The organism is Microvirga medicaginis (genome assembly GCF_052658925.1).
Window position 1 is genome coordinate 24143 of record NZ_JBQWEL010000022.1, and the last position, 24729, is coordinate 48871.

The 24729-nt window shown below is 61.1% G+C and carries 23 protein-coding genes; 12 read left to right on the forward strand and 11 right to left on the reverse strand.

Annotated features, from left to right (window positions below):
• Positions 1-101: 101 nt before the first annotated feature.
• Positions 102-368 (forward strand): hypothetical protein, encoded by a 267-nt coding sequence (locus tag ACUXUR_RS21850; RefSeq protein WP_445504463.1) that lies wholly within the window; start codon positions 102-104, stop codon positions 366-368.
• Between the two features lie 718 nt (positions 369-1086).
• Here the strand turns inward: ACUXUR_RS21850 and ACUXUR_RS21855 are convergent.
• Positions 1087-1518: an Lrp/AsnC family transcriptional regulator gene (locus ACUXUR_RS21855; protein WP_445504464.1), complete on the reverse strand. Its 432-nt coding sequence runs from the start codon at positions 1516-1518 to the stop codon at positions 1087-1089.
• Between the two features lie 123 nt (positions 1519-1641).
• Here ACUXUR_RS21855 and ACUXUR_RS21860 point away from each other — a divergent pair, with 123 nt between their 5' ends.
• The gene (locus ACUXUR_RS21860; protein WP_445504465.1) at positions 1642-2229 is read left to right on the forward strand and encodes a cysteine hydrolase family protein; all 588 of its coding nucleotides are present in this window, start codon (positions 1642-1644) and stop codon (positions 2227-2229) included.
• A 120-nt stretch (positions 2230-2349) separates the two neighbouring features.
• On the opposite strand, the gene ACUXUR_RS21865 is transcribed toward ACUXUR_RS21860, so the two are convergent.
• Positions 2350-2808 carry a GatB/YqeY domain-containing protein gene (locus ACUXUR_RS21865; RefSeq protein WP_445504466.1) on the reverse strand — a complete coding sequence of 153 codons (459 nt, stop codon included), beginning with the start codon at positions 2806-2808 and terminating at the stop codon, positions 2350-2352.
• Between the two features lie 143 nt (positions 2809-2951).
• Between ACUXUR_RS21865 and carA the strand changes: the two genes are divergently transcribed.
• The 4 genes from carA (at position 2952) to ACUXUR_RS21885 (ending at position 6125) form a co-directional block, all read left to right on the forward strand.
• The gene (carA, locus tag ACUXUR_RS21870; protein WP_445504467.1) at positions 2952-4169 is read left to right on the forward strand and encodes a glutamine-hydrolyzing carbamoyl-phosphate synthase small subunit; all 1218 of its coding nucleotides are present in this window, start codon (positions 2952-2954) and stop codon (positions 4167-4169) included.
• Between the two features lie 216 nt (positions 4170-4385).
• Positions 4386-4760 (forward strand): hypothetical protein, encoded by a 375-nt coding sequence (locus ACUXUR_RS21875; RefSeq protein WP_445504468.1) that lies wholly within the window; start codon positions 4386-4388, stop codon positions 4758-4760.
• Positions 4761-4842: 82 nt separating this feature from the next.
• Complete coding sequence (locus ACUXUR_RS21880; protein WP_445504469.1) at positions 4843-5391, forward strand: cupin domain-containing protein; 549 nt, start codon at positions 4843-4845, stop codon at positions 5389-5391.
• Positions 5392-5432: 41 nt separating this feature from the next.
• Positions 5433-6125 carry a class I SAM-dependent methyltransferase gene (locus ACUXUR_RS21885; RefSeq protein ID WP_445504470.1) on the forward strand — a complete coding sequence of 231 codons (693 nt, stop codon included), beginning with the start codon at positions 5433-5435 and terminating at the stop codon, positions 6123-6125.
• On the opposite strand, the gene ACUXUR_RS21890 is transcribed toward ACUXUR_RS21885, so the two are convergent.
• From ACUXUR_RS21890 to ACUXUR_RS21900, 3 genes are all read right to left on the reverse strand, one after another.
• Positions 6122-7357, reverse strand: coding sequence for an MFS transporter (locus ACUXUR_RS21890; RefSeq protein WP_445504471.1), 1236 nt, complete (start codon positions 7355-7357; stop codon positions 6122-6124). The genes ACUXUR_RS21885 and ACUXUR_RS21890 overlap by 4 nt on opposite strands.
• A 137-nt stretch (positions 7358-7494) precedes the next feature.
• Positions 7495-7890, reverse strand: a complete 396-nt coding sequence (locus tag ACUXUR_RS21895; protein ID WP_445504472.1) for a GtrA family protein — start codon at positions 7888-7890, stop codon at positions 7495-7497.
• A 2-nt stretch (positions 7891-7892) separates the two neighbouring features.
• Positions 7893-8708: an SDR family NAD(P)-dependent oxidoreductase gene (locus ACUXUR_RS21900; protein WP_445504473.1), complete on the reverse strand. Its 816-nt coding sequence runs from the start codon at positions 8706-8708 to the stop codon at positions 7893-7895.
• Positions 8709-9045: 337 nt separating this feature from the next.
• Between ACUXUR_RS21900 and carB the strand changes: the two genes are divergently transcribed.
• From carB to ACUXUR_RS21915, 3 genes are all read left to right on the forward strand, one after another.
• Positions 9046-12516 carry a carbamoyl-phosphate synthase large subunit gene (carB, locus tag ACUXUR_RS21905; RefSeq protein WP_445504474.1) on the forward strand — a complete coding sequence of 1157 codons (3471 nt, stop codon included), beginning with the start codon at positions 9046-9048 and terminating at the stop codon, positions 12514-12516.
• Positions 12517-12623: 107 nt separating this feature from the next.
• Complete coding sequence (gene greA, locus ACUXUR_RS21910) at positions 12624-13100, forward strand: transcription elongation factor GreA (RefSeq protein ID WP_445504475.1); 477 nt, start codon at positions 12624-12626, stop codon at positions 13098-13100.
• A gap of 19 nt (positions 13101-13119) precedes the next feature.
• Complete coding sequence (locus ACUXUR_RS21915; protein ID WP_445504476.1) at positions 13120-13647, forward strand: twin-arginine translocation signal domain-containing protein; 528 nt, start codon at positions 13120-13122, stop codon at positions 13645-13647.
• A gap of 22 nt (positions 13648-13669) precedes the next feature.
• Here ACUXUR_RS21915 and ACUXUR_RS21920 read toward each other — a convergent pair whose 3' ends face one another.
• A complete protein-coding gene (locus ACUXUR_RS21920) occupies positions 13670-14155 on the reverse strand; it encodes an Lrp/AsnC family transcriptional regulator (RefSeq protein ID WP_445504477.1) in 486 nt (161 codons plus the stop codon).
• A gap of 174 nt (positions 14156-14329) precedes the next feature.
• Between ACUXUR_RS21920 and ACUXUR_RS21925 the strand changes: the two genes are divergently transcribed.
• From ACUXUR_RS21925 to ACUXUR_RS21935, 3 genes are all read left to right on the forward strand, one after another.
• Complete coding sequence (locus ACUXUR_RS21925) at positions 14330-15343, forward strand: mitochondrial fission ELM1 family protein (protein WP_445504478.1); 1014 nt, start codon at positions 14330-14332, stop codon at positions 15341-15343.
• Entirely contained in the window at positions 15343-16305 is a 963-nt protein-coding gene (gene trxB, locus ACUXUR_RS21930) for a thioredoxin-disulfide reductase (protein ID WP_445504479.1), read from the forward strand. Before ACUXUR_RS21925 ends, trxB begins: the two co-directional genes overlap by 1 nt.
• A 114-nt stretch (positions 16306-16419) precedes the next feature.
• On the forward strand, positions 16420-17310 hold the full coding sequence (locus ACUXUR_RS21935) for a LysR family transcriptional regulator (protein WP_445504480.1): 891 nt from the start codon (positions 16420-16422) through the stop codon (positions 17308-17310).
• 439 nt (positions 17311-17749) lie between these two features.
• On the opposite strand, the gene ACUXUR_RS21940 is transcribed toward ACUXUR_RS21935, so the two are convergent.
• The 5 genes from ACUXUR_RS21940 to ACUXUR_RS21960 form a co-directional block, all read right to left on the reverse strand.
• On the reverse strand, positions 17750-19474 hold the full coding sequence (locus tag ACUXUR_RS21940; protein WP_445504481.1) for an AMP-binding protein: 1725 nt from the start codon (positions 19472-19474) through the stop codon (positions 17750-17752).
• A 143-nt stretch (positions 19475-19617) separates the two neighbouring features.
• Positions 19618-21657 (reverse strand): elongation factor G, encoded by a 2040-nt coding sequence (locus ACUXUR_RS21945; RefSeq protein ID WP_445504482.1) that lies wholly within the window; start codon positions 21655-21657, stop codon positions 19618-19620.
• A gap of 151 nt (positions 21658-21808) precedes the next feature.
• Positions 21809-22282 carry a DUF992 domain-containing protein gene (locus ACUXUR_RS21950; RefSeq protein ID WP_445504483.1) on the reverse strand — a complete coding sequence of 158 codons (474 nt, stop codon included), beginning with the start codon at positions 22280-22282 and terminating at the stop codon, positions 21809-21811.
• A 91-nt stretch (positions 22283-22373) separates the two neighbouring features.
• Positions 22374-22661 (reverse strand): hypothetical protein, encoded by a 288-nt coding sequence (locus tag ACUXUR_RS21955; protein WP_445504484.1) that lies wholly within the window; start codon positions 22659-22661, stop codon positions 22374-22376.
• Between the two features lie 2 nt (positions 22662-22663).
• Positions 22664-24640, reverse strand: a complete 1977-nt coding sequence (locus ACUXUR_RS21960) for a hypothetical protein (RefSeq protein ID WP_445504485.1) — start codon at positions 24638-24640, stop codon at positions 22664-22666.
• Between the last annotated feature and the right edge of the window lie 89 nt (positions 24641-24729).

The window sequence follows — 24729 nt, forward strand, 5'->3', positions numbered from 1 at the left end:
GCCGGAAAAGTTCGGCATGGGGCCCTCATTCTCCCCTAAGTCGCGCCCGCTACCATCGCAGTCAGGTACCGATGAAGTACCGTCATTCGATGGAGAATCCGATGAAGAAGTTCCTGATCGCCACATCAACCCTGGCCTGCCTCATGGGAGCGCCGCTGGCCGCCCAGGCTGCGACGACATCCTATCAATCTCCAGCAACATCCGAGGCGCCCAAGGTTCAGAAGCATGCAACGGTGCGGCACCACATGGCCCAACATCATGCAACCCGTCATCATACGGCGATGAACCAGACGAAGAACAAGGCCAACTGCCCTCCCGGCTCGCAGAGCGCAGCGTGCCAGCCGTCCACGACGGGATCGACCAAGTAAGCTTTGAAGGCTGAGCCGGGCGAATCCCTACCGCGTCATGGCCGTCCCCGGATTTGATCCGGGGATCAGTCCCGGCGCTCCCGTCTTGGGAACCACAGCGCTTTGAAGGCGATGATGACGAGAGGAATCCTTCCGACGCTTGAGCCATGATCGCCGCACCTCGTCATGGCCGGGCGTGTCCCGGCCATCCCGATTGGAACAGCGCCGCACCGTAGCGGGACCCCGGCCCAAGGCCGGGGATGACGCGAGAAGCTGCGGCAGGCGGGAGGGCGCAGCCGGAACATGTTCTCACTCTGTTCTTGACAATATGCCTAAACTGAGTTACATCTGCTGCATCCCAACCTGCCGGGGGCGCGCTCGCGAGGCGTCGTAAGCTGCGGGGTCGGGAGCGGTCCCGTGAGCAGGTCTAACGCAGGCCTGCTCGACGGGAGGCCCAGGCTGTGCCCGGGGTTCAGGATTGGTCCGGAGCCGCCCGCTGAAAGCGATGCGGTGGCCGCTTCGGGCAGTTGCTGGGACCGCGCCGCCTGTCCGCCTAAAAAAGCCGTGCGCGAGGAGCCGTTCGGTTCCACGCTTCACCTCACAGATCGAGCCGGACCGCTCCTCGCGCCTCCCCTCGACTGCCAAACCTCGGAACGCCACCGGCCCCGAGGCTGCTGCCGCTTGGCTCTTTGAAAACTTTTCGACATCGCGACGAAGGAGCCTCAGCCGATCGGACTTTTCAATCCCGCGACCACTCGGTGGCCAGCACGATATGCGTGGTGGCGGTGGCGACCCCTTTCACGGCGGCCACCGTATCCCTGATCGTGTTGAGTATCGCGTTGGAATCGCAGGCGACCATCACCATCAGATCGATCGATCCTGTCAGGGAGTGGCAGGCGACGATTTCAGGAATACCGGACAGGAGGGGCACCACCTGCTTGCAGCGGAAACCCGGCTCGAAGGTCACGGCGATCATGGCGCGCACGGCGGGATCGTGCTCGGAGGCCAGCTCCACTGTATAGCCTTTGATGATGCCCTCGCGCTCCAGGCGGCGCATCCGCTCCTGGGTCGCACTGCGGGACAGGCCCACGGCGCGGGCGAGGCCGACGAGGCTCTCCCGGGCATTCTTCCGCAAGGCGGCAACGAGGATCTTGTCTTTGTCGTCCAGCATGGCGCCCCATCTGCCGCCTGAAAGCGTCGCAACCGGCATTCAGCCGGTCGGGCCGTCATCTTGTCGAGTGAAACCGGCCGAACACTCATGAAGAGTATGGCCTCATTTCACAAGGAGCTTCCGATGCTATCCGACTTCACGAACGCGATTCTTCTGCCCATCGACATGCAGAAAGCCTTCGATGGCTCATCCTGGCCGCGCCGCTGGAACAAGGCCGTCGATGCCAACGGTCTGTCGCTTCTCAAAACTTGGCGCGAGGCAGGACGCCCTATTATCCACGTCCGGCACGATTCGGTCGAGCCGAACTCGACCCTTGGCCCGACCCAACCGGGCAATGCCTTCCGGGACGGCTTCGGGCCGAAAGGCGACGAGCCGCTCGTCACCAAGAGCGTGAACTCGGCCTTCATCGGAACCGACCTCGACCTGCGCCTCCGACGGCTTGGAATCGACACCATCGTCGCCTTCGGCATCTCGACCGATATGTGCGTGTCGACCACCGTGCGCATGGGGGCCAACCTGGGCTACCGCATGATCCTGGTGGAGGATGCCTGCGATTGCTTCGACCTCCCCGACGGCAGGGGCGGCACGATTCCGGCGGAAACCGTCCACGCGACTCATGTGGCGACCTTGGGCTTCGAATTCGCCAAGGTCGTCACGACGCGGGAGCTTGTTGAGGCGGTCGCAGCATCTGGAGCGGTCGCGGCGGCATAAAAGCTCGCTTCTCGTCATCCCCGAACTTGTTCCGGGGATCCACGTCTTCTTTGGCGCTACGGTTCAAAGGCGTGGATGGCCGGGTCGAGCCCGGCCATGACGAGAGGCGAATTAATCCGCTCACCCCTTCGGCAGCATCTCCTTCACGAGGCCGCTGGCCTTGGCGAAGTCCATGCGGCCCGCATACTTGGCGCGAAGCGAGGCCACGACCTTGCCCATGTCCTTCATGGAGGCTGCGCCCGTCTCGGCGATGGCGGCCTCGATGGCAGCCTTCGTCTCGGCCTCGTCCATCTGCTTGGGCAGGTAGGAGGAGATCACCTCGACCTCGTTCTTCTCAGCCTGGGCGAGCTCCTGGCGACCGCCCTGCTCGTACATGGTGATCGATTCCTGGCGCTGCTTCACCATTTTCTGCAGCAGAGCCAGGATTTCCTCGTCCGACAGAGGCTCCTTGCCGGCGCCCCGGGCCTCGATGTCCTTGTCCTTCAGGGCGGCCTGAATCAGGCGGATCGCGCCAAGCTTGCCCTTGTCGCCAGCCTTCATGGCCTCTTTCATATCGGCGGTGAATCGTTCGCGCAGCATGCGGATCTCCTTTATTTTAAGGTGCTTCAAGCGTTGACTGGACGCGAGCGGCCCCTTAAGTCACGGGGACAGTTCACGGACGGCCCTTAACGGGCCTGCTCAAGCACGGCCTGTTGGCCCCGGACTTACAAGAGATCATGACGATGCTGCAAGACAAAGACACCGCCGGGTCCCACTCGGGTGGCTGGGAAGAGCCACGCGCAACGGCCGTTCTCGTGCTCCAGGACGGCACGGTGCTGGAAGGCTTCGGCGTCGGCGCCGAGGGTGAAGCCACCGGCGAGGTCTGCTTCAACACGGCCATGACGGGCTACGAGGAGATCCTGACGGACCCTTCCTATGCCGGGCAGATCATCACCTTCACCTTCCCGCATATCGGCAATGTCGGCACGAACGAGGAGGATATCGAGAGCGTCAATGCCGCCTCGTCCTCCGGCGTGCGCGGCGTGGTGCTGGCCGCCTCCATCACCGAGCCCTCCAACTGGCGCGCCTCCCGCGACCTGGACGCCTGGCTGAAAGCCCGCCAGATCGTCGGCCTCTCGGGCATCGACACCCGCGCCCTCACCGCCCTCATTCGCGATAAGGGCATGCCGAATGCCGTGATCGCCCATAACCCCAAGGGCGAGTTCGATATCCCGGCTCTCAAGGCCAAGGCGGCCGCCCTCCCCTCCATGGACGGCCTGGATCTCGTGCCCCTGGTCACCAGCACCCAGCGCTTCGACTGGGACGAAACCACTTGGCAGAGGGGTGAAGGCTACGGCCATCAGGATGGCCAGCCGAAGCATCACGTGGTCGCCATCGATTACGGCGTGAAGCGCAACATCCTGCGTCTGCTCGCCCGCGCCGGCTGCAAGGTCACGGTCGTTCCCGCGACGGCGAGCGCCGAGGACGTCCTGGCACTGAAGCCCGATGGCGTCTTCCTCTCCAACGGCCCCGGCGATCCGGCGGCGACCGGCGAATATGCCGTTCCGGTGATCCAGAAGGTGCTGGAGCAGAAGATTCCGACCTTCGGCATCTGCCTTGGCCACCAGATGCTGAGCCTGGCCGTGGGCGCCAAGACCCAGAAGATGCACCAAGGCCACCATGGCGCGAACCATCCCGTGAAGGACAAGACCACCGGCAAGGTGGAGATCACCTCCATGAACCACGGCTTCGCGGTGGATCCGGCGACGCTTCCGAAGAACGCCGTGGAGACGCACGTCTCCCTCTTCGACGGCTCGAATTGCGGCATCGCGCTCACCGACCGTCCGGCCTTCTCGGTGCAGTACCACCCTGAAGCCTCCCCCGGCCCGCAGGACAGCCATTACCTCTTCGATCGCTTCGTGAAGCTGATGGATGAAGGCAAGACAAAGCAATCCGCATAAGGTTTGCTTTTGAGGTTCGCCCGGAAAGCGCCGTCACTCGCATCGGGTGGCGGCGCTTTCCGTTTGATCGTTACGCCGGCTTATCAGGGCGGGCTTTTTTCACACCTGAAGTGTCGCCGCGACAAACGCGAACATTGCCTCATTCCCCCAAATTACGTTAACCAGTCATTAACGATAAAAACCAATGATTCCGGGCTATATTTGGGGGCTCCTCCGATGGATTTTGATCACGATTCCGGCGATTTCGGCCGCTTGCACAACCTGTTCACCTTCCACCTCGGCATTGCCGTTACGCTGTCCTGGCTGACCTCGCTTTATGCCGCCGTCTATGCGCCATGGGTGCGCAACATCCGTCCGCTGATCGATCCCACCAATGTGGGCACAGTCGAAAGCACCTGGTCCTATCTGTTCATTTTCCCCATCGTGCTCACGACGGCTTGGCTGATCTCCATCTTCGGCCAGAAGATTTTCGCCAAGTTCCGTATTCTGAAGAGCCAGGCTATCGAATTCGGCATTGCGGCAGCTGTCGCCTTCGTCATGTTCTATCTCTCCATCGACCGCGCCGTCGCGGCGATGCTGCTGGGCATGTGAGCGGCCGAGTTTTAAGCCAACGCTCCAGCTCGATCTTTCGCCTGAGCCGCGCGTTCCCTCCCCATCGAAAAGGGAGATCAGCATGGCTCAGGCAAAAGGTTATGGCGATCCGAAAGGCTACAACACGCCGCTTGGCACGGAGACTTACGTCTTCCAGAGCAACGGCATCGTGCCCAACAATTCCCTGCCGTTGATCATCCGCCGTGGCGCCGTCACACCGGATCAGGACGATCCGGCGAAAGCGTTCGAGACCACCTTCGCCAGGAACGGATGGACCAATTCCTGGCGCAACGGCATCTTCCAGTTCCATCACTATCACCCCAACACCCATGAGGTGCTCGGCGTTTTCTCGGGCTCGGCCTCCGTTCGCTTCGGCGGCGAGGACGGCGAGACCGTTGCCGTATCGACAGGCGATGTCGTGATCGTTCCGGCGGGTGTGGCCCATGCCCTCATCAACTCGAGCGATGACTTCGCCGTCGTGGGCGCCTATCCGGGCGGAAGCAGTTACGACACCGTGCGGGACGATCCCAACGCCCTTGCCGCCTCGCAGCAGCAGATCGCCCGGGTGCCCCTGCCCGACATGGACCCTATCGATGGCGCGGACGGACCGCTGACGAAGCTCTGGGCCTAAGCCTGATGACGCAGGCTTAAGCTTGGGCTAGAACTCGCCTCATGCTGAACTGGCGAGATTACTGGAACCAAGACACGCCGATCTATTCGGGCGAGCGGCACAAGCTTCTGCACTACAGGCTCGTGGCGAGCGACATCATCGGCCTCATCCCCTCCCGTGAGGCAGTCGTACTCGACTATGGCTGCGGAGAAGCTCTCTTTGCCGATCAGGTCGCGGCGAAATGCGCGAAGCTCTACTTGAGCGATGCCGCTCCTCTCGTAAGAGAACGCCTGCAGGAGAAGTTCGGCGCGAACGAGCGTATCGTGATCCTCGCTCCCGATGAGGTCGCCGATCTTGCGGATACATCGCTCGATCTCATCGTGGTGAACTCGCTTCTGCAATACCTCTCTCTTGATGAGCTGCGCGCTCTGCTCAACCTCTGGCGCTCGAAACTGAAGAGCGGAGGAAAGCTCGTGATCGCCGATGTGATCCCGCCCGATGTGAGCCCGGTTACGGATGCGAAAGCGCTTCTCTCATTCGCCTGGCAGGGCGGCTTTCTGACATCGGCCCTTCTGGGCCTCGCCCGCACGGCCTTTTCCGAATACCGCAAGATCCGCGAGGAAATCGGCCTTTCGCAATACAGCGAGGACGAGATGGTCGATATCCTTGAGGATGCCGGTTTCAGGCCGAAGCGCGCCGAACGCAATCTCGGTCACAACCCGGCGCGGATGACCTTCGTCGGACAGGTTGCTTAAGCTTTCGCGAGGAAGCGTTTTTCGCTGGTGATCGACCAGGCAAGCACGCCGAGACCGGCAACGGCCAGAACGGCGCCGACCCAGCCGGTCGCCTCGAAACCATAGCCCGCCGCAATCGCAAGACCACCAAGCCAGGCACCCAGCGCATTCGCGATATTGAAGGCGGAGTGATTGGAGGCGGCAGCGAGCGTCTGTGCATCGGCCGCAACGTCCATCAGCCGGGTTTGCAGAGCCGGACCAAGGGCAACGCTGCAACCGGCGAGAAAGACGAAAACGGATAGCAGATAAGGATTGTGAGCCGTCAGCCAGAGCAGCGTCATGACGATGGCGCTGCCGGCCAGGGTGCCCGCGATAGTGCCGATCAGGTTCTTGTCGGCAAACCATGCACCGACGAGATTGCCGACGATCATGCCGGAGCCGAACAGGGCCATCATCAACGGCACGGCGCTCTCCGGCATGCCTGCGACATGGGTGGCGGTCGAGGCGATGTAGGAAAACACGGAAAACAGACCACCAAAGCCAACGGCGCCGATGGCGAGCGTGAACCAGACCTGCTTGCGCTTGAAGGCACCGAGTTCCCGCATCGGGCTTGCCCCCTCCTTGACCCGGTCCTTCGGCAGGAACAACCAGATGAGAACAACCGTCAGGGCTCCCATGAAACCTACGGCGGCAAACAGAATCCGCCAGTTCAGGATCTGGCCGAAGAAGGTCATGACCGGCGTGCCGATCAGGGTCGCCACCGTCAGCCCCATCATCACGCGGGCCACGGCCTGTGTGCGCTTCCTGGGCTCGACGAGAGATGCCGCGACCAGTGCCGCTACGCCGAAATAGGCGCCGTGTGGAAGACCGGTCAGGAAACGCATCAGCACGAAGGATTCGAAAGTCGGCGCAATGGCGCTCACCACATTTCCAGCTGCGAAGAGCGCCATGAGAAGAAGCAGCAGCGTTTGGCGCGCGAGCTTTGCCGCGAGCACGGCAATGATGGGAGCGCCGACGACCACGCCGAGGGCGTAGGCGCTGATGGCATAGCCCGCCTGTGGTGTCGTGACGGCGAATTCCTGCGCCAGGTTGGGCAACAGCCCCATGATGGCGAACTCGCCCGTGCCGATGCCGAAGCTGCCGACGGCGAGCGCCAGCTCGATGAGAGCTGCAGCGAGGCGCGATTTCGGAGCGGCATGCCCATAGCGTGGCGCAGCCGAGCGCATTTCCTCTGCAATCGCCAGATCGGACATCAAAACCTCGAGGATTCTGGAAGGAGAAAGTGCTCTTATTGCACTGCAAAAAAGATTCTGGCGAGCCGCTGGGATGCAGCCCTGACCTGCATCAGAATCCTGGAACATTTCAGAAGCAGACCGAAAGCGCTGCTTGCTTATGCAAATGTCCAAATCTTGTGCGCCAGGAAGCTCCACAGCATCACGACGCCTGTCGTGATGACCTGCGCCGGCAGGTATGGCCCGCCCATCCATACCGTAAACGCATGCATGAGAAACCAGGTCAGCAGGAAGCCGATGAGGGCAACCACGGCAAAACGCCACGTCGCCTCGCGGTGGGGGCGGCTGCTCTGATAAGTATGCCTGCGGTTGAGCCCATAAGACACGAAGCCACCGGCCACATAGCCGGCGAGAGTCGCCGGGACAGGATGAAACCCTCCGCCTTCGACGAGGAGGATGAGCAAGCCGTAATGGGCGACGGCAGCCGCGAGCCCGACCCCGAAGAAGGCTGCGAACTGACGGCTGAGACGATAGAAGGGAGATAACGCGGTCACGCCTACCCGTTAGCCTCTTCTGCAGATCGCGTCACCTCGCCTCTTTGAAGGGCTCCGGCAATTTTGCGGATCATGGCACGCGGCAGGAACTTTGCCCCGAGCGTCCCTAGCCAATTGGTTGTGCCGGTCACCACGATGGCCTTGCCGGCTTCATAGCCGTCGACACCCATCCGCGCGACCTCGGCGGCAGACATCGTGCCTTGCTTGAAGAGCTTGGAACTCTCGAGATCGGCCGTTGCGGAAAACTCGCTTTCGGTCGGTCCTGGACAGAGGGCCGTCACTGTTACGCCGTGAGGCTTGGCCTCTTCATGCAGGGCTTCAGAGAAGGAGAGAACGAAAGCCTTCGTCGCATAATACACTGCCATATAAGGCCCAGCCTGGAAGGCGGCTGTCGAAGCCACGTTCAGGATACCGCCCCGCCCTCGCTCCAGCATGCCGGGCAGCAGGACGCGGGAAAGCGCCGTGAGCGCCCTGATATTGAGATCGATCATGGCGACCTGCCGCTCGAACGGCAGGGTCGCGAAGTTTCCCCTCAGGCCGAATCCGGCGTTGTTCACAAGGGTGTGGACCTGGATACCCCGATCCCGGAGCATTTCCACGAGGTCCTGGGGCGCCTCCCTGTCCTCCAGGTCGAGGGCCATGGCTTCCACCTGAACCCTGTGGGCCAGCTGGATTTCCTCAGCCAGAGCTTCCAACCGTTCGTGCCGACGGGCCGTGAGGACGAGAAAATAGCCCTTGGCCGCGAGAACCCGCGCCAGTTCCGCGCCGATTCCGCTCGATGCGCCGGTAATCACAGCCCAGCGTGGTTCCTCGGCCATCCTCTGCCTCCTTGAGAGTTTTCTCCATCCATGCGGGCGATCATGCCGCATAGGGAGACCTGTCGCCAAATCATGGCGGGCATCGGACGTGAAAAGTGGATCTGCACTTTTGGGTCCAATCCGATGCTCCCCTTTTCGAATCGCGCATCGTTCAGGGCGGAACCGGAGGTCCGCGTCAGCGAAAACCGGGGCCACTTTTCCGCACGATGCGCTAAAGCCTTTGAATTTGTGACATCTCCGTGTAAGAGCCTCTCTCAACCTTCAATCTGACACATCCCGGCTGCGCTTAAAGCGCCGCATAGAGCGGCCGCGCGGCTGGACACGCCTGGGTGGGCCTATGCCGAAGCGGACAGACATTTCTTCCATTCTCATCATCGGCGCAGGGCCGATCATCATCGGTCAGGCCTGTGAGTTCGATTACTCGGGCACGCAGGCGGTCAAGGCTCTGAAGGAGGAAGGCTACCGCGTCGTCCTGGTGAATTCGAATCCCGCGACGATCATGACCGACCCTGATCTCGCGGACGCCACCTACGTGGAGCCGATCACCCCTGAGATCGTCGCCAAGATCATCGAGAAGGAGCGTCCCGACGCCATCCTGCCCACCATGGGCGGCCAGACGGCGCTGAACTGCGCCCTGTCCCTCAAGAGGATGGGCGTACTGGAGAAGTTCGGCGTCGAGATGATCGGCGCGACGGCGGAAGCCATCGACAAGGCGGAGGATCGCCAGCTCTTCCGCGAGGCGATGACCAAGATCGGTCTCGATACCCCCAAATCCCGCCTCGCCAACGCTTCGGCTCTCAAGAAGGCTGACAAGGAAGCCTATCTCGCCGAGCTCGCGCGCCTCGAAGCACTCGATATGCATCCCGGCGACAAGAAGCGCATGGTCGCCGCCTACAAGCTGAAGTGGGATGCGGCCGAGAACGACCGCCGCAAGCGCTATCAGGAGCACGCCATGGGCGAGGCTCTGCTGGCGTTGGCCGAAGTGGGCCTGCCCGCCATCATCCGCCCGTCCTTCACCATGGGCGGCACGGGCGGCGGCATCGCCTATAACCGCGAGGAGTTCCTCGACATCGTCGAGCGCGGTCTGGACGCCTCCCCCACCAACGAGGTGCTGATCGAGGAGAGTGTGCTCGGCTGGAAGGAATACGAGATGGAGGTCGTCCGCGACAAGGCGGATAACTGCATCATCATCTGCTCCATCGAGAACTTCGATCCGATGGGCGTTCATACGGGCGACTCGATCACGGTCGCGCCGGCTCTCACGCTCACCGACAAGGAATACCAGATCATGCGCGACGCCTCGCTGGCGGTTCTGCGCGAGATCGGCGTCGAAACCGGCGGCTCGAACGTGCAGTTCGCGATCAACCCTGAGAACGGGCGCATGATCGTGATCGAGATGAACCCGCGCGTGTCGCGCTCGTCCGCGCTGGCATCCAAGGCGACCGGCTTCCCGATCGCCAAGGTCGCGGCCAAGCTCGCCGTCGGCTACACGCTGGACGAGATTGCCAACGACATCACCGGCGGCGCGACGCCCGCCTCCTTCGAGCCCACCATCGACTACGTGGTCACGAAGATTCCGCGCTTCGCCTTCGAGAAGTTCCCCGGTGCCGAGCCCACGCTCACCACGGCCATGAAGTCCGTGGGCGAGGCGATGGCGATCGGCCGCTCTTTTCCGGAATCCCTGCAGAAGGCGCTGCGTTCGCTCGAAACCGGCCTCACCGGCCTCGACGAGATCGAAATCGAGGGGCTCGGCAAGGGCGACGACAAGAACGCCATCAAGGCGGCGCTCGGCACGCCGACCCCGGACCGCATCCTGAAGGTCGCGCAGGCCCTTCGCCTCGGCATTAGCCACGACGAGGTCTACGAATCCTGCAAGATCGACCGCTGGTTCCTGGAGCAGCTCCAGGACATCGTCGACATGGAAGCCAAGGTGAAGGCCCATGGTCTGCCAAAGACCCCGGGCGCCTTCCGCCAGATCAAGGCGCTGGGCTTCTCCGATGCGCGTCTGGCGGTGCTTGCGGGCAAGACGGAAAGCGAAGTGCGCCAGGCGCGCCGCGCCCTTGGCGTGCGCCCGGTCTTCAAGCGCATCGATACCTGTGCAGCGGAGTTCGCCTCCCCCACGGCCTACATGTATTCGAGCTATACCGCTCCGTTCGCGGGCCAGCCTGCTGATGAGGCCAACCCGTCGGATGCCAAGAAGGTGATCATCCTCGGCGGCGGCCCGAACCGCATCGGCCAGGGCATCGAGTTCGATTATTGCTGCTGCCATGCCTGCTTCGCCCTGAAGGACGCAGGCTTCGAGACCATCATGATCAACTGCAACCCGGAGACGGTCTCGACGGACTATGACACCTCCGACCGGCTCTATTTCGAGCCGCTGACGCAGGAAGACGTGCTGGAGATTATCGAGACCGAACGCTCCAGGGGCACGCTCCATGGCGTGATCGTGCAGTTCGGCGGCCAGACGCCGCTCAAGCTCGCCCACGCGCTGGAAGAGGCGAATGTGCAGATCCTCGGCACCTCGCCGGACGCCATCGACCTCGCCGAGGATCGCGACCGCTTCAAGCGCCTCCTGGACAAGCTGCACCTGAAGCAGCCGAAGAACGGCATCGCCTATTCCGTGGAGCAGGCCCGCCTGATCGCCGCCGATCTCGGCCTGCCCTTCGTGGTGCGCCCGTCCTATGTGCTCGGCGGCCGCGCGATGGCCATCATCCGCGACGAGAATCAGTTCGAGGATTACCTGCTCGGCACCCTGCCCAGCCTGATCCCGTCCGACATCAAGGCCCGTTACCCCAACGACAAGACGGGCCAGATCAACACGGTTCTCGGCAAGAACCCGCTCCTCTTCGACCGCTATCTCTCGGATGCCATCGAAGTGGACGTGGACTGCCTCTGCGACGGCCGGGACACCTTCATCGCCGGGATCATGGAGCATATCGAGGAAGCGGGCATTCACTCGGGCGATTCCGCCTGCTCGCTGCCGCCGCGCTCGCTCTCGAAGGAGACGGTGGCCGAGCTGGAGCGCCAGACGAAGGCTCTCGCCCTGGCCCTTGAGGTGGGCGGCCTGATGAATGTGCAATATGCCATCAAGGACGGCACGATCTATGTGCTGGAGGTGAACCCCCGCGCCTCGCGTACCGTGCCCTTCGTGGCCAAGGTCATCGGCGAGCCCATCGCCAAGATCGCGGCTCGCGTGATGGCCGGCGAAGATCTGGCGAAGTTCGCTCTGACCCCGAAGGAGCTGCCGCATATCGGCGTGAAGGAAGCCGTCTTCCCCTTCGCCCGCTTCCCGGGCGTGGACGTGCTGCTTGGCCCGGAAATGCGCTCCACGGGCGAGGTCATCGGGCTCGATCGGGGCTTCGGCGTAGCCTTCGCCAAGAGCCAGCTCGGCGCGGGCAGCCAGTTGCCGAAGACCGGCACTCTCTTCGTCTCGGTCCGCGACTCGGACAAGGCCCGGATTCTTCCTGCTGTCCGGCTTCTGGAGGAAATCGGCTTCCAGATCGTGGCGACGGCTGGCACCCAGAAATATCTCGAGGAGCAGGGCGTCAAGGCAAAGCGCGTCAACAAGGTGCTGGAGGGCCGCCCCCACGTGGTGGATGCCATGAAGAACGGCGACATCCAGCTGGTGTTCAATACCACCGAAGGGGCGGGTGCCCTGTCAGATTCCCGTTCTTTAAGACAAGCTGCCCTCTTGCATAAGATACCTTACTACACCACTCTTGCAGGAGCGATCGCTGCAGCCGAGGGCATCAAGGCCTATCTCGGCGGTGATCTCGAGGTCAGGGCGCTTCAGGACTATTTCGCCTGAGGCATTCTGCCTGCACAATGGAACTGCGAAGCTTCAGTGGAGTTTTCGTTGACATGCGAGGGCGCTGGAAACAGCGGCCTCGTACCTCTTTTTAGACGAGACAAACGATGGACAAGGTCCCTCTGACGATCAAGGGTTTTGCGGCGCTTGAGGAAGAACTCAAGCACCGGCAACAGGTTGAGCGCCCCCGGATCATCCAGGCGATCGCGGAAGCCCGCGCGCTCGGCGACTTGTCGGAAAACGCCGAATACCATGCCGCCAAGGAAGCCCAGTCCCTCAACGAGGGCCGTATCCTGGAGCTGGAAAGCCTGATTTCCCGTGCGGAAGTCATCGACATTTCCAAACTCTCGGGCGAACGGATCAAGTTCGGGGCAACCGTCAAGCTGGTGGACGAGGATACCGAGGAAGAAAAGACCTATCAGATTGTGGGCGAGCCCGAGGCCGACGTCCGCTCCGGCCGGGTCTCCGTGTCCTCCCCCATCGCCCGTGCCCTGATGGGCAAGACCATTGGCGACACGGTGGAGGTGTCGACCCCCGGGGGCGGCAAATCCTACGAAGTCGTGGGCGTTCAGTTCCGCGTCTAATATGATGAGGGGGCTTAAGATGAGAGATCAGGCCATGCTCCCCTTGTCCCGCCGCTCCTTTCTGACGAATCTCGCCTGCACTGGCCTTGCCGGTGCGGGCCTGCTGGCGCATGCCCCGGCTCGGGCCCAGGCCTTTCCCCAGTATTTCTCTTCGTTCTCGGTCGATGTCAGCCCCTTGAAGGCCAAGGGTCTCGGTTCCTTTGCGGACCTCGTCGGCCAGGCAGCCCTCGATCAGCTGCACCGCTCCTTCGCCGACCGGGTGGATCCGCGTGGCCCGCGCTTTGTTCTGGTCATTACGGGAATCTTCCTCACCTCGTCCCCTGATAACGGGAGGGGCTGGCGGCGCCACGGCGGCGGTGGCGGTGGCGGAAGCGACGGCATGGACGGTGAGGCCCTGGCTGTTGGCTCCAGAGGGCAGATTCTGGCACGCCATCCGCAGCATGCGGCCCGCGATCCCGACACCAGCATCCTGAATCCGGACGAGCAAGGTCGCGCAGTGGCCATGGCCCAGCATTATGTCTGGTGGCTGCGGCGCAGACTTGGATGAAGGATTAAGACCAGAGGGCCTATTATTCCGTTACTTCTGCGATGTCCTCGATCGGCACCAGCGGCTCGTCCTTGATCAGGTCGAGGGTGAGCGCGGTGCGGACGTTGCGAACATTGGGCAAGGACGTGAGCTCGGAGACGAGGCCCTGGAAAGAGGCTAAGTTCGGGGCCACGCATTTCATGATGAAGTCGATATCGCCCGACAGAGTCCAGCATTCACGGACCATGGACCAGTCCTTCACCCGCTGCTCGAACTCCTTGAGTTCCTTCTTGCCCTGGACATCGAGCTGTACCATGGCGAAGCACACGATCTCGAAACCCAGGCCCTTGGGGTCAAGAATCGCCCGGTAAGCCTTGATGATGCCCGCGCTCTCAAGAGCCCGCACCCGGCGCAGGCATGGCGGCGCCGACAGGCCGACACGACGGGCCAGCTCCACATTGGTGATGCTGCCGTCGGCTTGCAGTTCCTTCAGGATAGCCCAGTCGATGGAATCGAGGCGTCCGCGCACGGTTACTCCAGTAGAGCGCATGTCCAGCCTGGGGAAACCTTTGTGGTCCGGCTCATGCGGCCTTTAAGTCAAAAAACTCGTCTTGGCTGAGTAGACCGTGTAAAGGGTCGACACAAGCGGGACGGGCGATTAAGTCGCAACGAACCTCATGAACTCCACAGGCTCATTGATCGAATGTTGCGCGACAACACCGGCCTTATCACCTGGGTTCTGACCGATGGCAAGGCCGGGGACGAGCTTCAGGCTCTGAGCGTGGCTGAGGCCCTGAGCCTTCAGCCACAGATCCGCCGGGTGAAGCCAAGAGCGCCTTTCACCTGGGCGATGCCCTGGGGACCTATTGATTTCCGGGAGCGCCCCGGCGCTTTCGACAGCCCCATCACTCCGCCCTACCCCGACCTTCTCATCGCCTCCGGGCGCAGGGCCGTCCCCTATCTGCGCTTCATCAAACGCGCCTCAGGCGGACGGACTTACACGGTCTTCCTGAAGGACCCTCGGACGGGACCCAAGGCCGCCGATTTCATCTGGTCGCCGCACTATGACCGTCTGCGCGGCCCGAACGTCCTGACGACCCTGACGCCTCCGCACCGGGTCTCTCCAGACAGGATTGCAGCTGCGCGCGCGCAGCCCGATCCTCGCCTAGCCTCCCAGCCCCATCCTCGCGTCGCGGTGCTTGCGGGAGGCGACAGCCGTCATCATCGGTTTACGGATAAAGACATTGCCCGCTTCGTTGAGCACCTGACGACCCTTGCGGAATCAGGAGCCGGACTGATGATCACGGTTTCCCGCCGCACACCTCCTGCTCTGCGGGAGGCCCTCATCGACCTCGCCGTGCGACACAACGCCTATTTCTGGGACGGGACCGGCGAGAACCCTTACGTCTCCTTGCTCAGTCTTGCCGACTTCATGGTCGCTACGGCGGATTCCTTCAACATGATCGGCGAAGCTGCAGCGACCGGCAGACCGATCCTGGTCTTCGAGCCCTCCGGCGGGCATCCGAAACTTGATGTTTACATGGCAGACCTGAAGGCTCATGGAATTGTGCATCCATTCGAGGGACGTCTTGTAGGGCAGCCCTACGAACCCTTAAATTCAACACCCAAGATTGCTGCTGCCATTGTCCGGGGCTTCAGCCTTCACCGCCGCTCGCTCGGCTTGCCGGACCTGGCTTTTTTTCTGGAGACCCCCTGATGGCCCATTCTCACGCCAAGCTCATCATCATCGGCTCGGGGCCTGCAGGCTATACGGCGGCGATCTATGCGGCGCGCGCCCTGCTCGAGCCCGTCATGATCTCGGGTTTCCAGCCCGGCGGGCAGCTCATGATCACCACGGATGTGGAGAACTATCCAGGCTTTGCCGAGGTGATCCAGGGCCCCTGGCTCATGGAGCAGATGCGCCTTCAGGCCGAGCATGTGGGCACCAAAATGATCTCGGATCACATCACCAAGGTGGACCTGAAGCAGCGCCCCTTCCGCCTGGAGGGCGATTCCGGCGACACCTACACCTGCGATGCCCTGATCGTTGCGACCGGCGCCCAGGCCAAGTGGCTTGGCCTGCCGTCCGAGGGCCTGTTCCAGGGATTCGGCGTATCGGCCTGCGCCACCTGTGACGGCTTCTTCTACCGCAACAAGGAGGTTGTGGTGGTGGGCGGCGGCAACACCGCCGTCGAAGAAGCGCTCTACCTCGCGAATCTCGCCTCGAAGGTCACCCTGGTCCACCGCCGCGACTCTCTGCGGGCCGAGCGGATCCTGCAGGATCGCTTGTTCAAGCATCCTAAAATAGAAGTGCTCTGGAACAGCGCCGTCGAGGAAATCTGCGGGACGGAGAATCCTTCCTCGGTCACCCATGTGAAGCTGAAGAACCTCGTTTCTGGCGAAGTCTCCGATTTCAAGACCGACGGCGTGTTCATCGCCATCGGCCACAAACCGTCCACGGAACTCTTCGTCGGCCAGCTCGACATGAAGCCGGGCGGCTACCTCCAGGTGAAGGCGGGCTCGACCAGCACCAACATCCCCGGCGTCTTCGCCGCCGGCGACGTCACGGACGACATATATCGCCAGGCTGTGACATCGGCAGGCATGGGGTGCATGGCTGCGCTGGATGCCGAGCGCTATCTGGCAGCTCTGGAGGCCGCCCAGGAGGCCGCTGAATAGGGTTTATTAACAACTGGTTATCCCTTGGGCAGGATTCCTATTGCATCCTGCTCCCAGCTCATAAGAGATAAGGGTGCTCTGCATCAGGAGAATGCAGGGTATGAGGGGAACGCCGTGGACTGGGATAAAATCCGGATTTTCTATACCGTCGCGGAAGCGGGCAGCTTCACCCGCGCCGGTGACGATCTGGGCCTGAGCCAGTCCGCCGTCAGCCGCCAGATCAGCGCCCTAGAGCGCGAGCTGAAGGCCCCCCTCTTCCACCGTCATGCCCGTGGCCTAATCCTCACCGAGCAGGGCGACCTGCTGTTCCGCGCCGCCCGGGACATGCGGATGCGCCTGGAAACCACCAAGGCCCGCCTTGTCGAAACGAGCGAACGCCCCTCGGGCGAGCTGAAGGTGACGACCACGGTCGGCCTCGGCTCCATCTGGCTCGCCCAGCGCATCGCCGAATTCATGGATCTCTATCCGGACGTGCGGGTCGAACTGATCCTCTCCAACGAGGAGCTCGATCTTGCCATGCGCGAGGCGGACGTGGCGATCCGCCTACGCCGCCCAGCGCAGCCGGACCTGATCCAGCGCCGCCTCTTCACCGTGCATTTCCACGTCTATGCATCGACGGACTATATCAAGCGCTTCGGCGAGCCGAAGACCCTCGAAGAACTCGACGAGCACCGCATCATCTCGTTCGGCGGCGACCAGCCGTCCTACCTGATGTCCGTACATTGGCTCTCGACTGCTGGACGAGAGGGCCGCGAGCCACGTCAGTACCATTACGTGGTCAACAACATCACGGCCCTGAAACTCGCCGTCGAAACCGGCGCCGGCATTGCCGTGCTGCCGGATTATGCAGCCGTGGGCAATCCGAGCCTGGTCCAGATTCTGCGCGATGTGGAGATGCCCTCTCTCGACAGCTATCTGGTCTATGCGGAAGAAATGCGCTCCGTCGCCCGTGTTCAGGCCTTCCGTGACTTCCTGATCTCGAAGGCCCAGCGCTGGACCTACTAAGCCCCTACTCCGTAAGCCCTTAACGGCCCTGAATCGCCACATCCGTCAGCAGGCGTGGCAGTTTTGTGTCATGCACCTTTGCAAGCCATGCATCCAGCGCAGCCCTTTCATGAGGCATGTTGCATTGCAAATAAGTCGAATGCAGCCGATATGGGCATTGGCTGATTTCAACGCGGCACCGCTTTTCTTCCTCCCGGCGCTGCCGTGTCGGCCGTTCCCTCTGGAAGGTTTTGACTGTTATTTGTCGGACCTCACTTCATGCCGGGCCTTTGGCCCGGCTTTTTTCTTGTCGGCTCTGCAATGCCTAGAGCATCGGCCCAAAAGTGGATTTGCACTTTTGGGCTCAATCCGATGCTTCTTCTCTTCAGGAGCGCATCGTTGATTGCGGAAAACCGGGTCCACTTTTCGCTGACGCGGCCCTCCGGTTCCGCACGACGCGCTAGTGATGTGAAGCGACCTCATCCTTGAGAGCGCGGCGCAGGACCTTACCCACATTGGTCTTCGGCAACGTGTCACGGAATTCGATCCGGCGGGGCACCTTGTAGCCAGTGAGGTTCTCCCGGCAGAAATGGCGCAGTTCCTCCGGATCGAGATTGGGATCCTTGCGCACCACGTAAGCCACGACAGCCTCGCCCGATTGCTCATCGGGCAGGCCGATGACGGCGGCTTCCATCACGCCCGGATGCCTTACGAGCACATCCTCGACTTCGTTGGGATAGACGTTGAAGCCGGAGACCAGGATCATGTCCTTCATCCGGTCCACGATCTTCACCTGCCCGTCAGGCAGGATCACGGCCACATCGCCGGTGCGGAAATAGCCGTCCTGCGTCGTCGCCCTCGCCGTTTCATCAGGCCGGTGCCAATAGCCCGCCATCACCTGCGGTCCCTTCACGCACAGCTCGCCACGCTCGCCCGGAGGCAGAATTGTACCGTCGCTCCCACGCACCGTCACATCGGTTGAAGGCAGCGGATAACCGATGGTGCCCGTGAACTCCTCGATATCGAGACGATTGGCGCAGACCACCGGCGATGTTTCCGACAGGCCATAACCTTCGACGATGGGCTGACCGGAAATCTCCTTCCACTTCTTCGCAACAGCCTCCTGAGTCGCCATGCCGCCGGAGACGGCAAAGACCAGCTGCGAAAAATCGACTTCCCTGATGCCCGGAGCGTGAGCAAGCGCGTTATAGAGCGTGTTCACACCGGACATGAGCGTGATCTTGCTTTTCTGGAGCGTCTTCGCGAAACCCGGAATGTCACGCGGATTGGCGATGAGAAGCTGACAACCACCGATCCTCGTCATGAGGAGCGAGCACACGGTAAGACCGAAGATGTGATAGAGAGGCAGCGCCGTGACCATCACATGGTCCTCACGCTCACCGAAAAACGGGCGCATCCACGCTTCGCATTGCAGCACATTGGCTGTCACGTTGCGGTGGAGCAGAACCGCACCTTTCGAGATGCCTGTCGTGCCGCCTGTATATTGCAGAAAGGCGATGTCATCACGGGTGACGGTGACAGCTTGCGGCTTCTTGCGTGCGCCCACGCTCAACACTGCCTTGAACGGCACGGTTTTCGGAAGGCGGAAAGGTTTGACCGCCTTTTTCACATGGCGTGAGACGAAATTGACGATGGCGCCTTTCAGGCCCAGCAGATCGCCCGGTGTCACGAGAGCCACACGATCAAGCTTGAGATCGGGCAGAGCTTCCTCCACCGTCGCCCCGAAATTTTCGAGCACGAACAGGAAGCGCGCTCCGGAATCCTGCAGCTGATGGATCAGCTCGCGTGGCGTGTAGAGCGGGTTGACGTTGACCACCGTACCACCGGCCAGAAGCACACCATAGAGGATCGCCGGATAAGACATCACGTTCGGCAGCATGATCGCGACGCGATCGCCCTTCTTCAGGCCTTGCTGCTGGAGCCACGAGGCGACGGCATCAGCGCTCCGGCCGAGCTGCCTATACGTGATGCGCTTGCCGAAGCTCTCGGCGGCGACACGGTTCGGGTATTCCGTGACGGCGTGGTGGAAGATGTCGTTGAGAGTGCTGATCTGCGCGTCGTCGATGACCTGAGGCACGTTCGACGGATAGGATTTGAGCCAAGGCCTATTCGAGGCTTGGCCCGCCGAATCCGAAACGGAGGCCGGCTGGGTCGTGGCGTTCATTCTTATCCTCCCGCTCCAAGGCGAGTTTATTTCATAGGAGATGGCGTCTCCATCAAAACTTAACTTGGCGTGGAAGAGCGAATTTGTCGATGGAATAGTTTACACCTGAACGATCCCATGGGGATCGTTCAGGTGTAGAATGCTCAATGGGTCTTCTGCAGGACCATATCGGCCGGCCTGCCACTGAGTTCTGCCATGTGATCGAAGCGGGTCGAGAAGGTGCCGACGCCAGCCGTGACAGAGCGCAACTCGACGATGAGGTCACCGATCTCCGATTCCGGGATAGTGGCGTTCAGCACCTCCCAGCCTGCCCAGCCGGGCCGTCCGTCATAGCCAAGGATCTGCCCCCGCCTTGCGGTGACAAGGCTGGTTGCTTTGGACAGAGCCTCTGTGGGGATGGTGATTTCCACCGATAGGATCGGCTCCAGCAGCACGGGCTTGGCCTTCGGCAGGGCCTCCGCCAGAGCGAGCTTCGCTGCGGCCTGGAAGGCTGCATCTGAGGAATCGACCGTGTGGTAGGAGCCGTCGGTGAGGCTCACCGCGAGATCGACCACCGGAAAGCCCAGTGGACCGCTTTTCAGGGCATCGCGCACGCCGGTCTCCACGGAGGGGATGTACTGGCGTGGAACGACGCCACCCGTGATCCGATCTTCGAAGGCAAAGCCTGCGCCTCGCGGCAGCGGCTTGATCTCGATCATCACGTCCCCGTACTGGCCATGACCGCCCGTCTGCTTGCGATGGCGTCCGCGGGCGGAAGCCGGCAAGCGGACCGTCTCGCAATAGGCGACGCGCGGCTTGGCGATGTCGACGCCGACCTGGAAGCGCGAGGCGAGCTTCTCCACCGCAACGCGCAGGTGCATCTCACCCTGCCCAAGCAGACGGATCTCACCCATCTCAGGTCGGTTTTCCACCACGAGCGACGGGTCCTCCTCCGTGATCTTCGCAAGCGCGCTCGAGAGGCGCACATCGTCCTTGCGATCCTTCACCTTGAGAGCCACCGCATAGACGGGCTCAGGTGGGGCTGACGAGACAATGGTTTCAGGCCTGCTCTTGTTTGCCGCGAAACTGTCGCCTGTCGCAATGCTCTCAAGCCGCCCGAAGCCAACCGTGTCGCCAGCAACCGCTTCGGCTTTCCGCGTGGTGTTGCTGCCAATCATCGTCATCAGACTGCCGACGCGGCTTTCAGCGCCGCGCGAGCCCACCACCGTATCGCCCTCATGGAAGGTGCCGCGCATCACGCGCGCGATGGAGAGCTTGCCGCCCTGCCCCATGTGCAATGTCTTCATCACGTGTGCGAGCGGAGCACCCTCTTCGGAAACTCCAAGACGGGCGCGAGTTTCCGCGAGTGTCGGCGCTTCGTGCCGCAAGGCCTTCAAAAGGCGCGTGACGCCGTTGCCGCGCTCGGCAGATCCGATGAGAGCTGGGACCACATGCCGCTCGCGCAACTCTTTTGAGAGGTCGTCGAAGATGCGATCGCGCGGAGGCTCGATCTCGGAGATCAACTCCTCCATCAGCTCGTCGTCGTAATCAGCGAGCTTCTCAAGCATCGCAAAGCGCGCTTCGCGTTCGCGTAAGGATTCTCCATCGGGCATTTCCACCACTTCACTCGGTGCATGCTCGCGATAGATGAAGGCGCGCTCCAATGCGAGATCGATGAAACCCACCGCGATCCCGTCCTTCCAGAGCGGGATCTGGCGCAACAGCAACGGCGTGCGTGACGCCTGCTGCAGAAGGCTCAAGGTTTCGCGCACTCGCTGCGTCGCCGTATCAATTTTGTTGATGAAGAGAAAGCGCGGAATGTCCGCTTCCTCCAACTCCCGCAGGATGACTTCAAGCGCGGGGATCTTACGTTCATCCGACTCGCACACCACAATGGCCGCATCACACACCGGAGTGACGTTGCGCATCTCGTGCAGGAATTCCGTGGAACCGGGGCAATCGACGAAGGTCATCGTCTCGCCGAGAAACTGAACGGTCGCCACATTCGGCTCGATGCTCATGCCGTGAGCGCGGGCCTCTCCACTCGCATCGCCGACACTGTCGCCATTGGTGACGCGCCCTGCGCGGGAGATTGCGCCGGTGCGCTCCAGGATCGATTCAAGGAGCGTGGTCTTGCCGCTCTGAAATGGGCCAACGATGGCAATGCATCGCGGGCCCGCAGGTCCTCTGCCGTTGGGTGCCATGGTAGTCTCCTCCCTGCCCCCGTCAGCGCGCTCTTGGCCGTCGCGTTAAGGGAATGCTCTGCCTGTCGGGAGGAGTTGGCAAGGGGCTTTTTTAAGCCGGATAAACAGCCCAGCCAAGCTTGGCCGCTCTTTTTAGAGCGCTCGATCAGACTTACGGGGCAGCGCTCAATTCGAAATTGCCGACGCCCAAAGCTAAGTTGAGACCCGTCTGGCCATTCACAGAAAGAGGCTGGAGAGCGATGGACTGGTTCGATCCGCCCACCAGAATATTGGCGCCAAGTCCCGCCCCGACCGTTGCTTCGGCAGTCGCGCCGACATAGTTGCCAGCAAGCACTCCAGGAACCGCAGGCCCCGCGGCGAAGACGGCCCAGGTCAGGACTCCTCCGCTGGTCGCGCCGATATCGAGGCCGAATCTGCGGATCACGCCTAAGTAATGCTCGCTATAGCCTTTCTGAGAATCGAAGGTGCAGGCCGTGCCCTTTTGTGAGGTCAGGACAAGGCCGAGACTACCCGAAACATTGCAGGTCAGGATGCCGATCTGGGTCTGGCTTTGCGCCTGTGCATTGGAAGAATCCAATAGAGAAGCGATGGCGAGGGCCGCAAGGGGGAGAGCTGCCCGAAACATGATGATCTCCTGAGCTTGGATGAAGCTTGGCGATCAACAGCTCTACCGATGATCCCGTTCCACGAACGGGCTGCTATTTCAGGGGAGCGGGTCAGGAATCCCGGTGCTCGCCGCGGCGCACAATTTTCATGGCAAAGATCGTCACGGGTCCAGCGCGGAGCAGGTTCATGGCCGAGACGATCATCTCGGCCAAGCGCTCGGGAGTGACGCTATCGCCTTCGATGTCGAGGAGAAAGTCCCTCGCCTCGACATAGCCTCCATTGGTGAAGTCTACCCGCGCATCGAACTTCACTCGATTAACGGAGGCTGGGTTCGCTTGGTACGGCGCGGCAGCGAGACCAGGACGAAATGTTTGCGGCAGAGGTGATAGTGCGCTCAAGGTCAAACCATCATGAAATCGTTGGCTGTCAGTGATTTCAGGCCTTTTGAGAGAGACGCTATCTTGATTTTGGCTGCATGGCCGATTCCATCGGGATCATAATACAAGGCGCCAGCCTCTATGTCATAGATGATGCGATCCGAGGAGTCATGGGCTGCCTCACCGACATGGAACGCTTGCTTTGATATCTTGCCGGGCCGGGCGAGAGAACCTGCACCCACCTTGAAATAGGCGTTCTCCAGCCAAAACGTATCATTCACTGGCGAAAAGTCGATGATCTTCTCCGGCTTCCTCGATCTTCCATCGAAGACGAACGTGTCTCTCCCGCTGCCGCCTCGGAATGAATCGGAACCTGCTCCACCCCAAAGAGTGTCGTTTCCGGCGCCGCCCCGCAAAACATCATCACCCGATCCGCCTCGGATTACATTGGAGAAACTATCGCCCGCCAAAGAATCGTTGCCTGCACCGCCTGAAAGAGTGTCGGCCAAAACCTTGTTGCGGATCATCTGTCCTGATGTGAGATTGATTCGGTAGGGAACAACCCATGTTTGTGCTCCTTCATTGACCACGACAAAAGCGTTCTTCGAACCCGTAGTGGCATAGACATGATCAAAGGTAGCAGTCCCTCCGACCGGCACCCCCGTATCGACCGAACCGTCGCCCCAGCGGATGGCCACCTTCGAGGCTGCGCCAACTTCAAAGCTCGCCTCGAGATAACGCTCCTCCGCGATAGCCTGGCGATAAGGAACATACGCGGTATCGATCCGGTAGATATCGCTCTCCATATTCCTGTCTTCAGCTACCAGTCGGACTTCGCTCTCGAACACGACGTAGCGCCCGTCAGGGCTGATCTGGGGTGTCCAGCTGCGGCCCTCGCCAGCCTGTGAACCGTCGGCCAAGGTCGAGAGGCGAGTGAGCGTGCCGTCTTGCAGGCTCCACATGTAAACGTCTGATCTACTATCGATATCACTTTCTACCAGCTGACCATTGCTATCAAATAGCACGTAACGTCCATCGGCGCTGATGGTAGGGCTATAGCTATGACCTTGCACCAAGCCCGCAACCGGCTTTGAAATACGAGTCAGCGTATTATTATGCAGATCCTTAATGTAAATATCGGAATAGCTATCGGTATCTTCTTCAATAAGCGGGGCATAGCTCTCGAACACCACATAACGACCATCGGCAGTGATATTGGGATTGTAAATGCCACCGCTCTCCGGCGAGTCAGGGATGAGAGTTATCGTACCGTTCAAAGAGTCCCACTGATAGATATCTGGATTGTGATTGATATCGGCGTCCGCCAGCTGAGCCCCGCTCATGAACATGATATAGCGCCCGTCAGACGAGATGTGAGGATTATAGCTATCGCCCTCCTCTAAACCGGGGATCGGATTTGAAACACGGATAAGTGTGTCATCTTCCAAATCCCTCAGGTAGATATCCTCCTTCTCGTCAGTATCTGTTGCCACCAATTGAGCAGTACTAGAGAATACGACGTATTTCCCAGCGAAGGTGACTTGAGGGGCATAGCTATCGCCATCTGTGGCCTGCGAACCATCGGCCTTTGTCGAAATACGGGTGAGCGTATTGTCGCGCAAATCTCTTATGTAAATGTCGACTCCGTTATCCGTATCAGACGGCACCAGCTGGGCGAGGCTTTCAAACACCACATAGCGTCCATCGGGGCTGATATGAGGATTGACGCTATACTCGTCAGGGGTTGGCAGGCCGTCTGCCTTCGACGAAACACGGGTGAGCGTATTGTTCCATACATCCTTGACGTAAATGTCCAAGACATCGTTGTCATCTGACGGGACCAAAGGATCGACGCTTTGGAACACCACATAGCGCCCATCGGCCGTGACCTGAGCAGCGCTGACAAACCCGCTGGCTGAGCCATCGGCTTTGGTTGAGATGAGAGTGATGATATCTTTAGCCATAGGCCGGCTAAAGGATTGGAGCTTCAAGGTAGGCATGGCGGGCAACTCTTTTTGCTAGAATATATCGTTCTAGTCCTCAGGTCGCCCGCGACAAGCCCTTACCCGTTCATAATTTGGCCTCTGGC

What these genes read in the sequence shown, in the direction of transcription:
- ACUXUR_RS21850 (WP_445504463.1), top strand. Translation starts at nt 102, where the DNA reads ATGAAGAAGTTCCTGATCGCCACATCAACCCTGGCCTGCCTCATGGGA.
- ACUXUR_RS21855 (WP_445504464.1), bottom strand. Translation starts at nt 1,518, where the DNA reads ATGCTGGACGACAAAGACAAGATCCTCGTTGCCGCCTTGCGGAAGAAT.
- ACUXUR_RS21860 (WP_445504465.1), top strand. Translation starts at nt 1,642, where the DNA reads ATGCTATCCGACTTCACGAACGCGATTCTTCTGCCCATCGACATGCAG.
- ACUXUR_RS21865 (WP_445504466.1), bottom strand. Translation starts at nt 2,808, where the DNA reads ATGCTGCGCGAACGATTCACCGCCGATATGAAAGAGGCCATGAAGGCT.
- carA (WP_445504467.1), top strand. Translation starts at nt 2,952, where the DNA reads ATGCTGCAAGACAAAGACACCGCCGGGTCCCACTCGGGTGGCTGGGAA.
- ACUXUR_RS21875 (WP_445504468.1), top strand. Translation starts at nt 4,386, where the DNA reads ATGGATTTTGATCACGATTCCGGCGATTTCGGCCGCTTGCACAACCTG.
- ACUXUR_RS21880 (WP_445504469.1), top strand. Translation starts at nt 4,843, where the DNA reads ATGGCTCAGGCAAAAGGTTATGGCGATCCGAAAGGCTACAACACGCCG.
- ACUXUR_RS21885 (WP_445504470.1), top strand. Translation starts at nt 5,433, where the DNA reads ATGCTGAACTGGCGAGATTACTGGAACCAAGACACGCCGATCTATTCG.
- ACUXUR_RS21890 (WP_445504471.1), bottom strand. Translation starts at nt 7,357, where the DNA reads ATGTCCGATCTGGCGATTGCAGAGGAAATGCGCTCGGCTGCGCCACGC.
- ACUXUR_RS21900 (WP_445504473.1), bottom strand. Translation starts at nt 8,708, where the DNA reads ATGGCCGAGGAACCACGCTGGGCTGTGATTACCGGCGCATCGAGCGGA.
- carB (WP_445504474.1), top strand. Translation starts at nt 9,046, where the DNA reads ATGCCGAAGCGGACAGACATTTCTTCCATTCTCATCATCGGCGCAGGG.
- greA (WP_445504475.1), top strand. Translation starts at nt 12,624, where the DNA reads ATGGACAAGGTCCCTCTGACGATCAAGGGTTTTGCGGCGCTTGAGGAA.
- ACUXUR_RS21915 (WP_445504476.1), top strand. Translation starts at nt 13,120, where the DNA reads ATGAGAGATCAGGCCATGCTCCCCTTGTCCCGCCGCTCCTTTCTGACG.
- ACUXUR_RS21925 (WP_445504478.1), top strand. Translation starts at nt 14,330, where the DNA reads ATGTTGCGCGACAACACCGGCCTTATCACCTGGGTTCTGACCGATGGC.
- trxB (WP_445504479.1), top strand. Translation starts at nt 15,343, where the DNA reads ATGGCCCATTCTCACGCCAAGCTCATCATCATCGGCTCGGGGCCTGCA.
- ACUXUR_RS21940 (WP_445504481.1), bottom strand. Translation starts at nt 19,474, where the DNA reads ATGAACGCCACGACCCAGCCGGCCTCCGTTTCGGATTCGGCGGGCCAA.
- ACUXUR_RS21945 (WP_445504482.1), bottom strand. Translation starts at nt 21,657, where the DNA reads ATGGCACCCAACGGCAGAGGACCTGCGGGCCCGCGATGCATTGCCATC.
- ACUXUR_RS21950 (WP_445504483.1), bottom strand. Translation starts at nt 22,282, where the DNA reads ATGTTTCGGGCAGCTCTCCCCCTTGCGGCCCTCGCCATCGCTTCTCTA.
- ACUXUR_RS21960 (WP_445504485.1), bottom strand. Translation starts at nt 24,640, where the DNA reads ATGCCTACCTTGAAGCTCCAATCCTTTAGCCGGCCTATGGCTAAAGAT.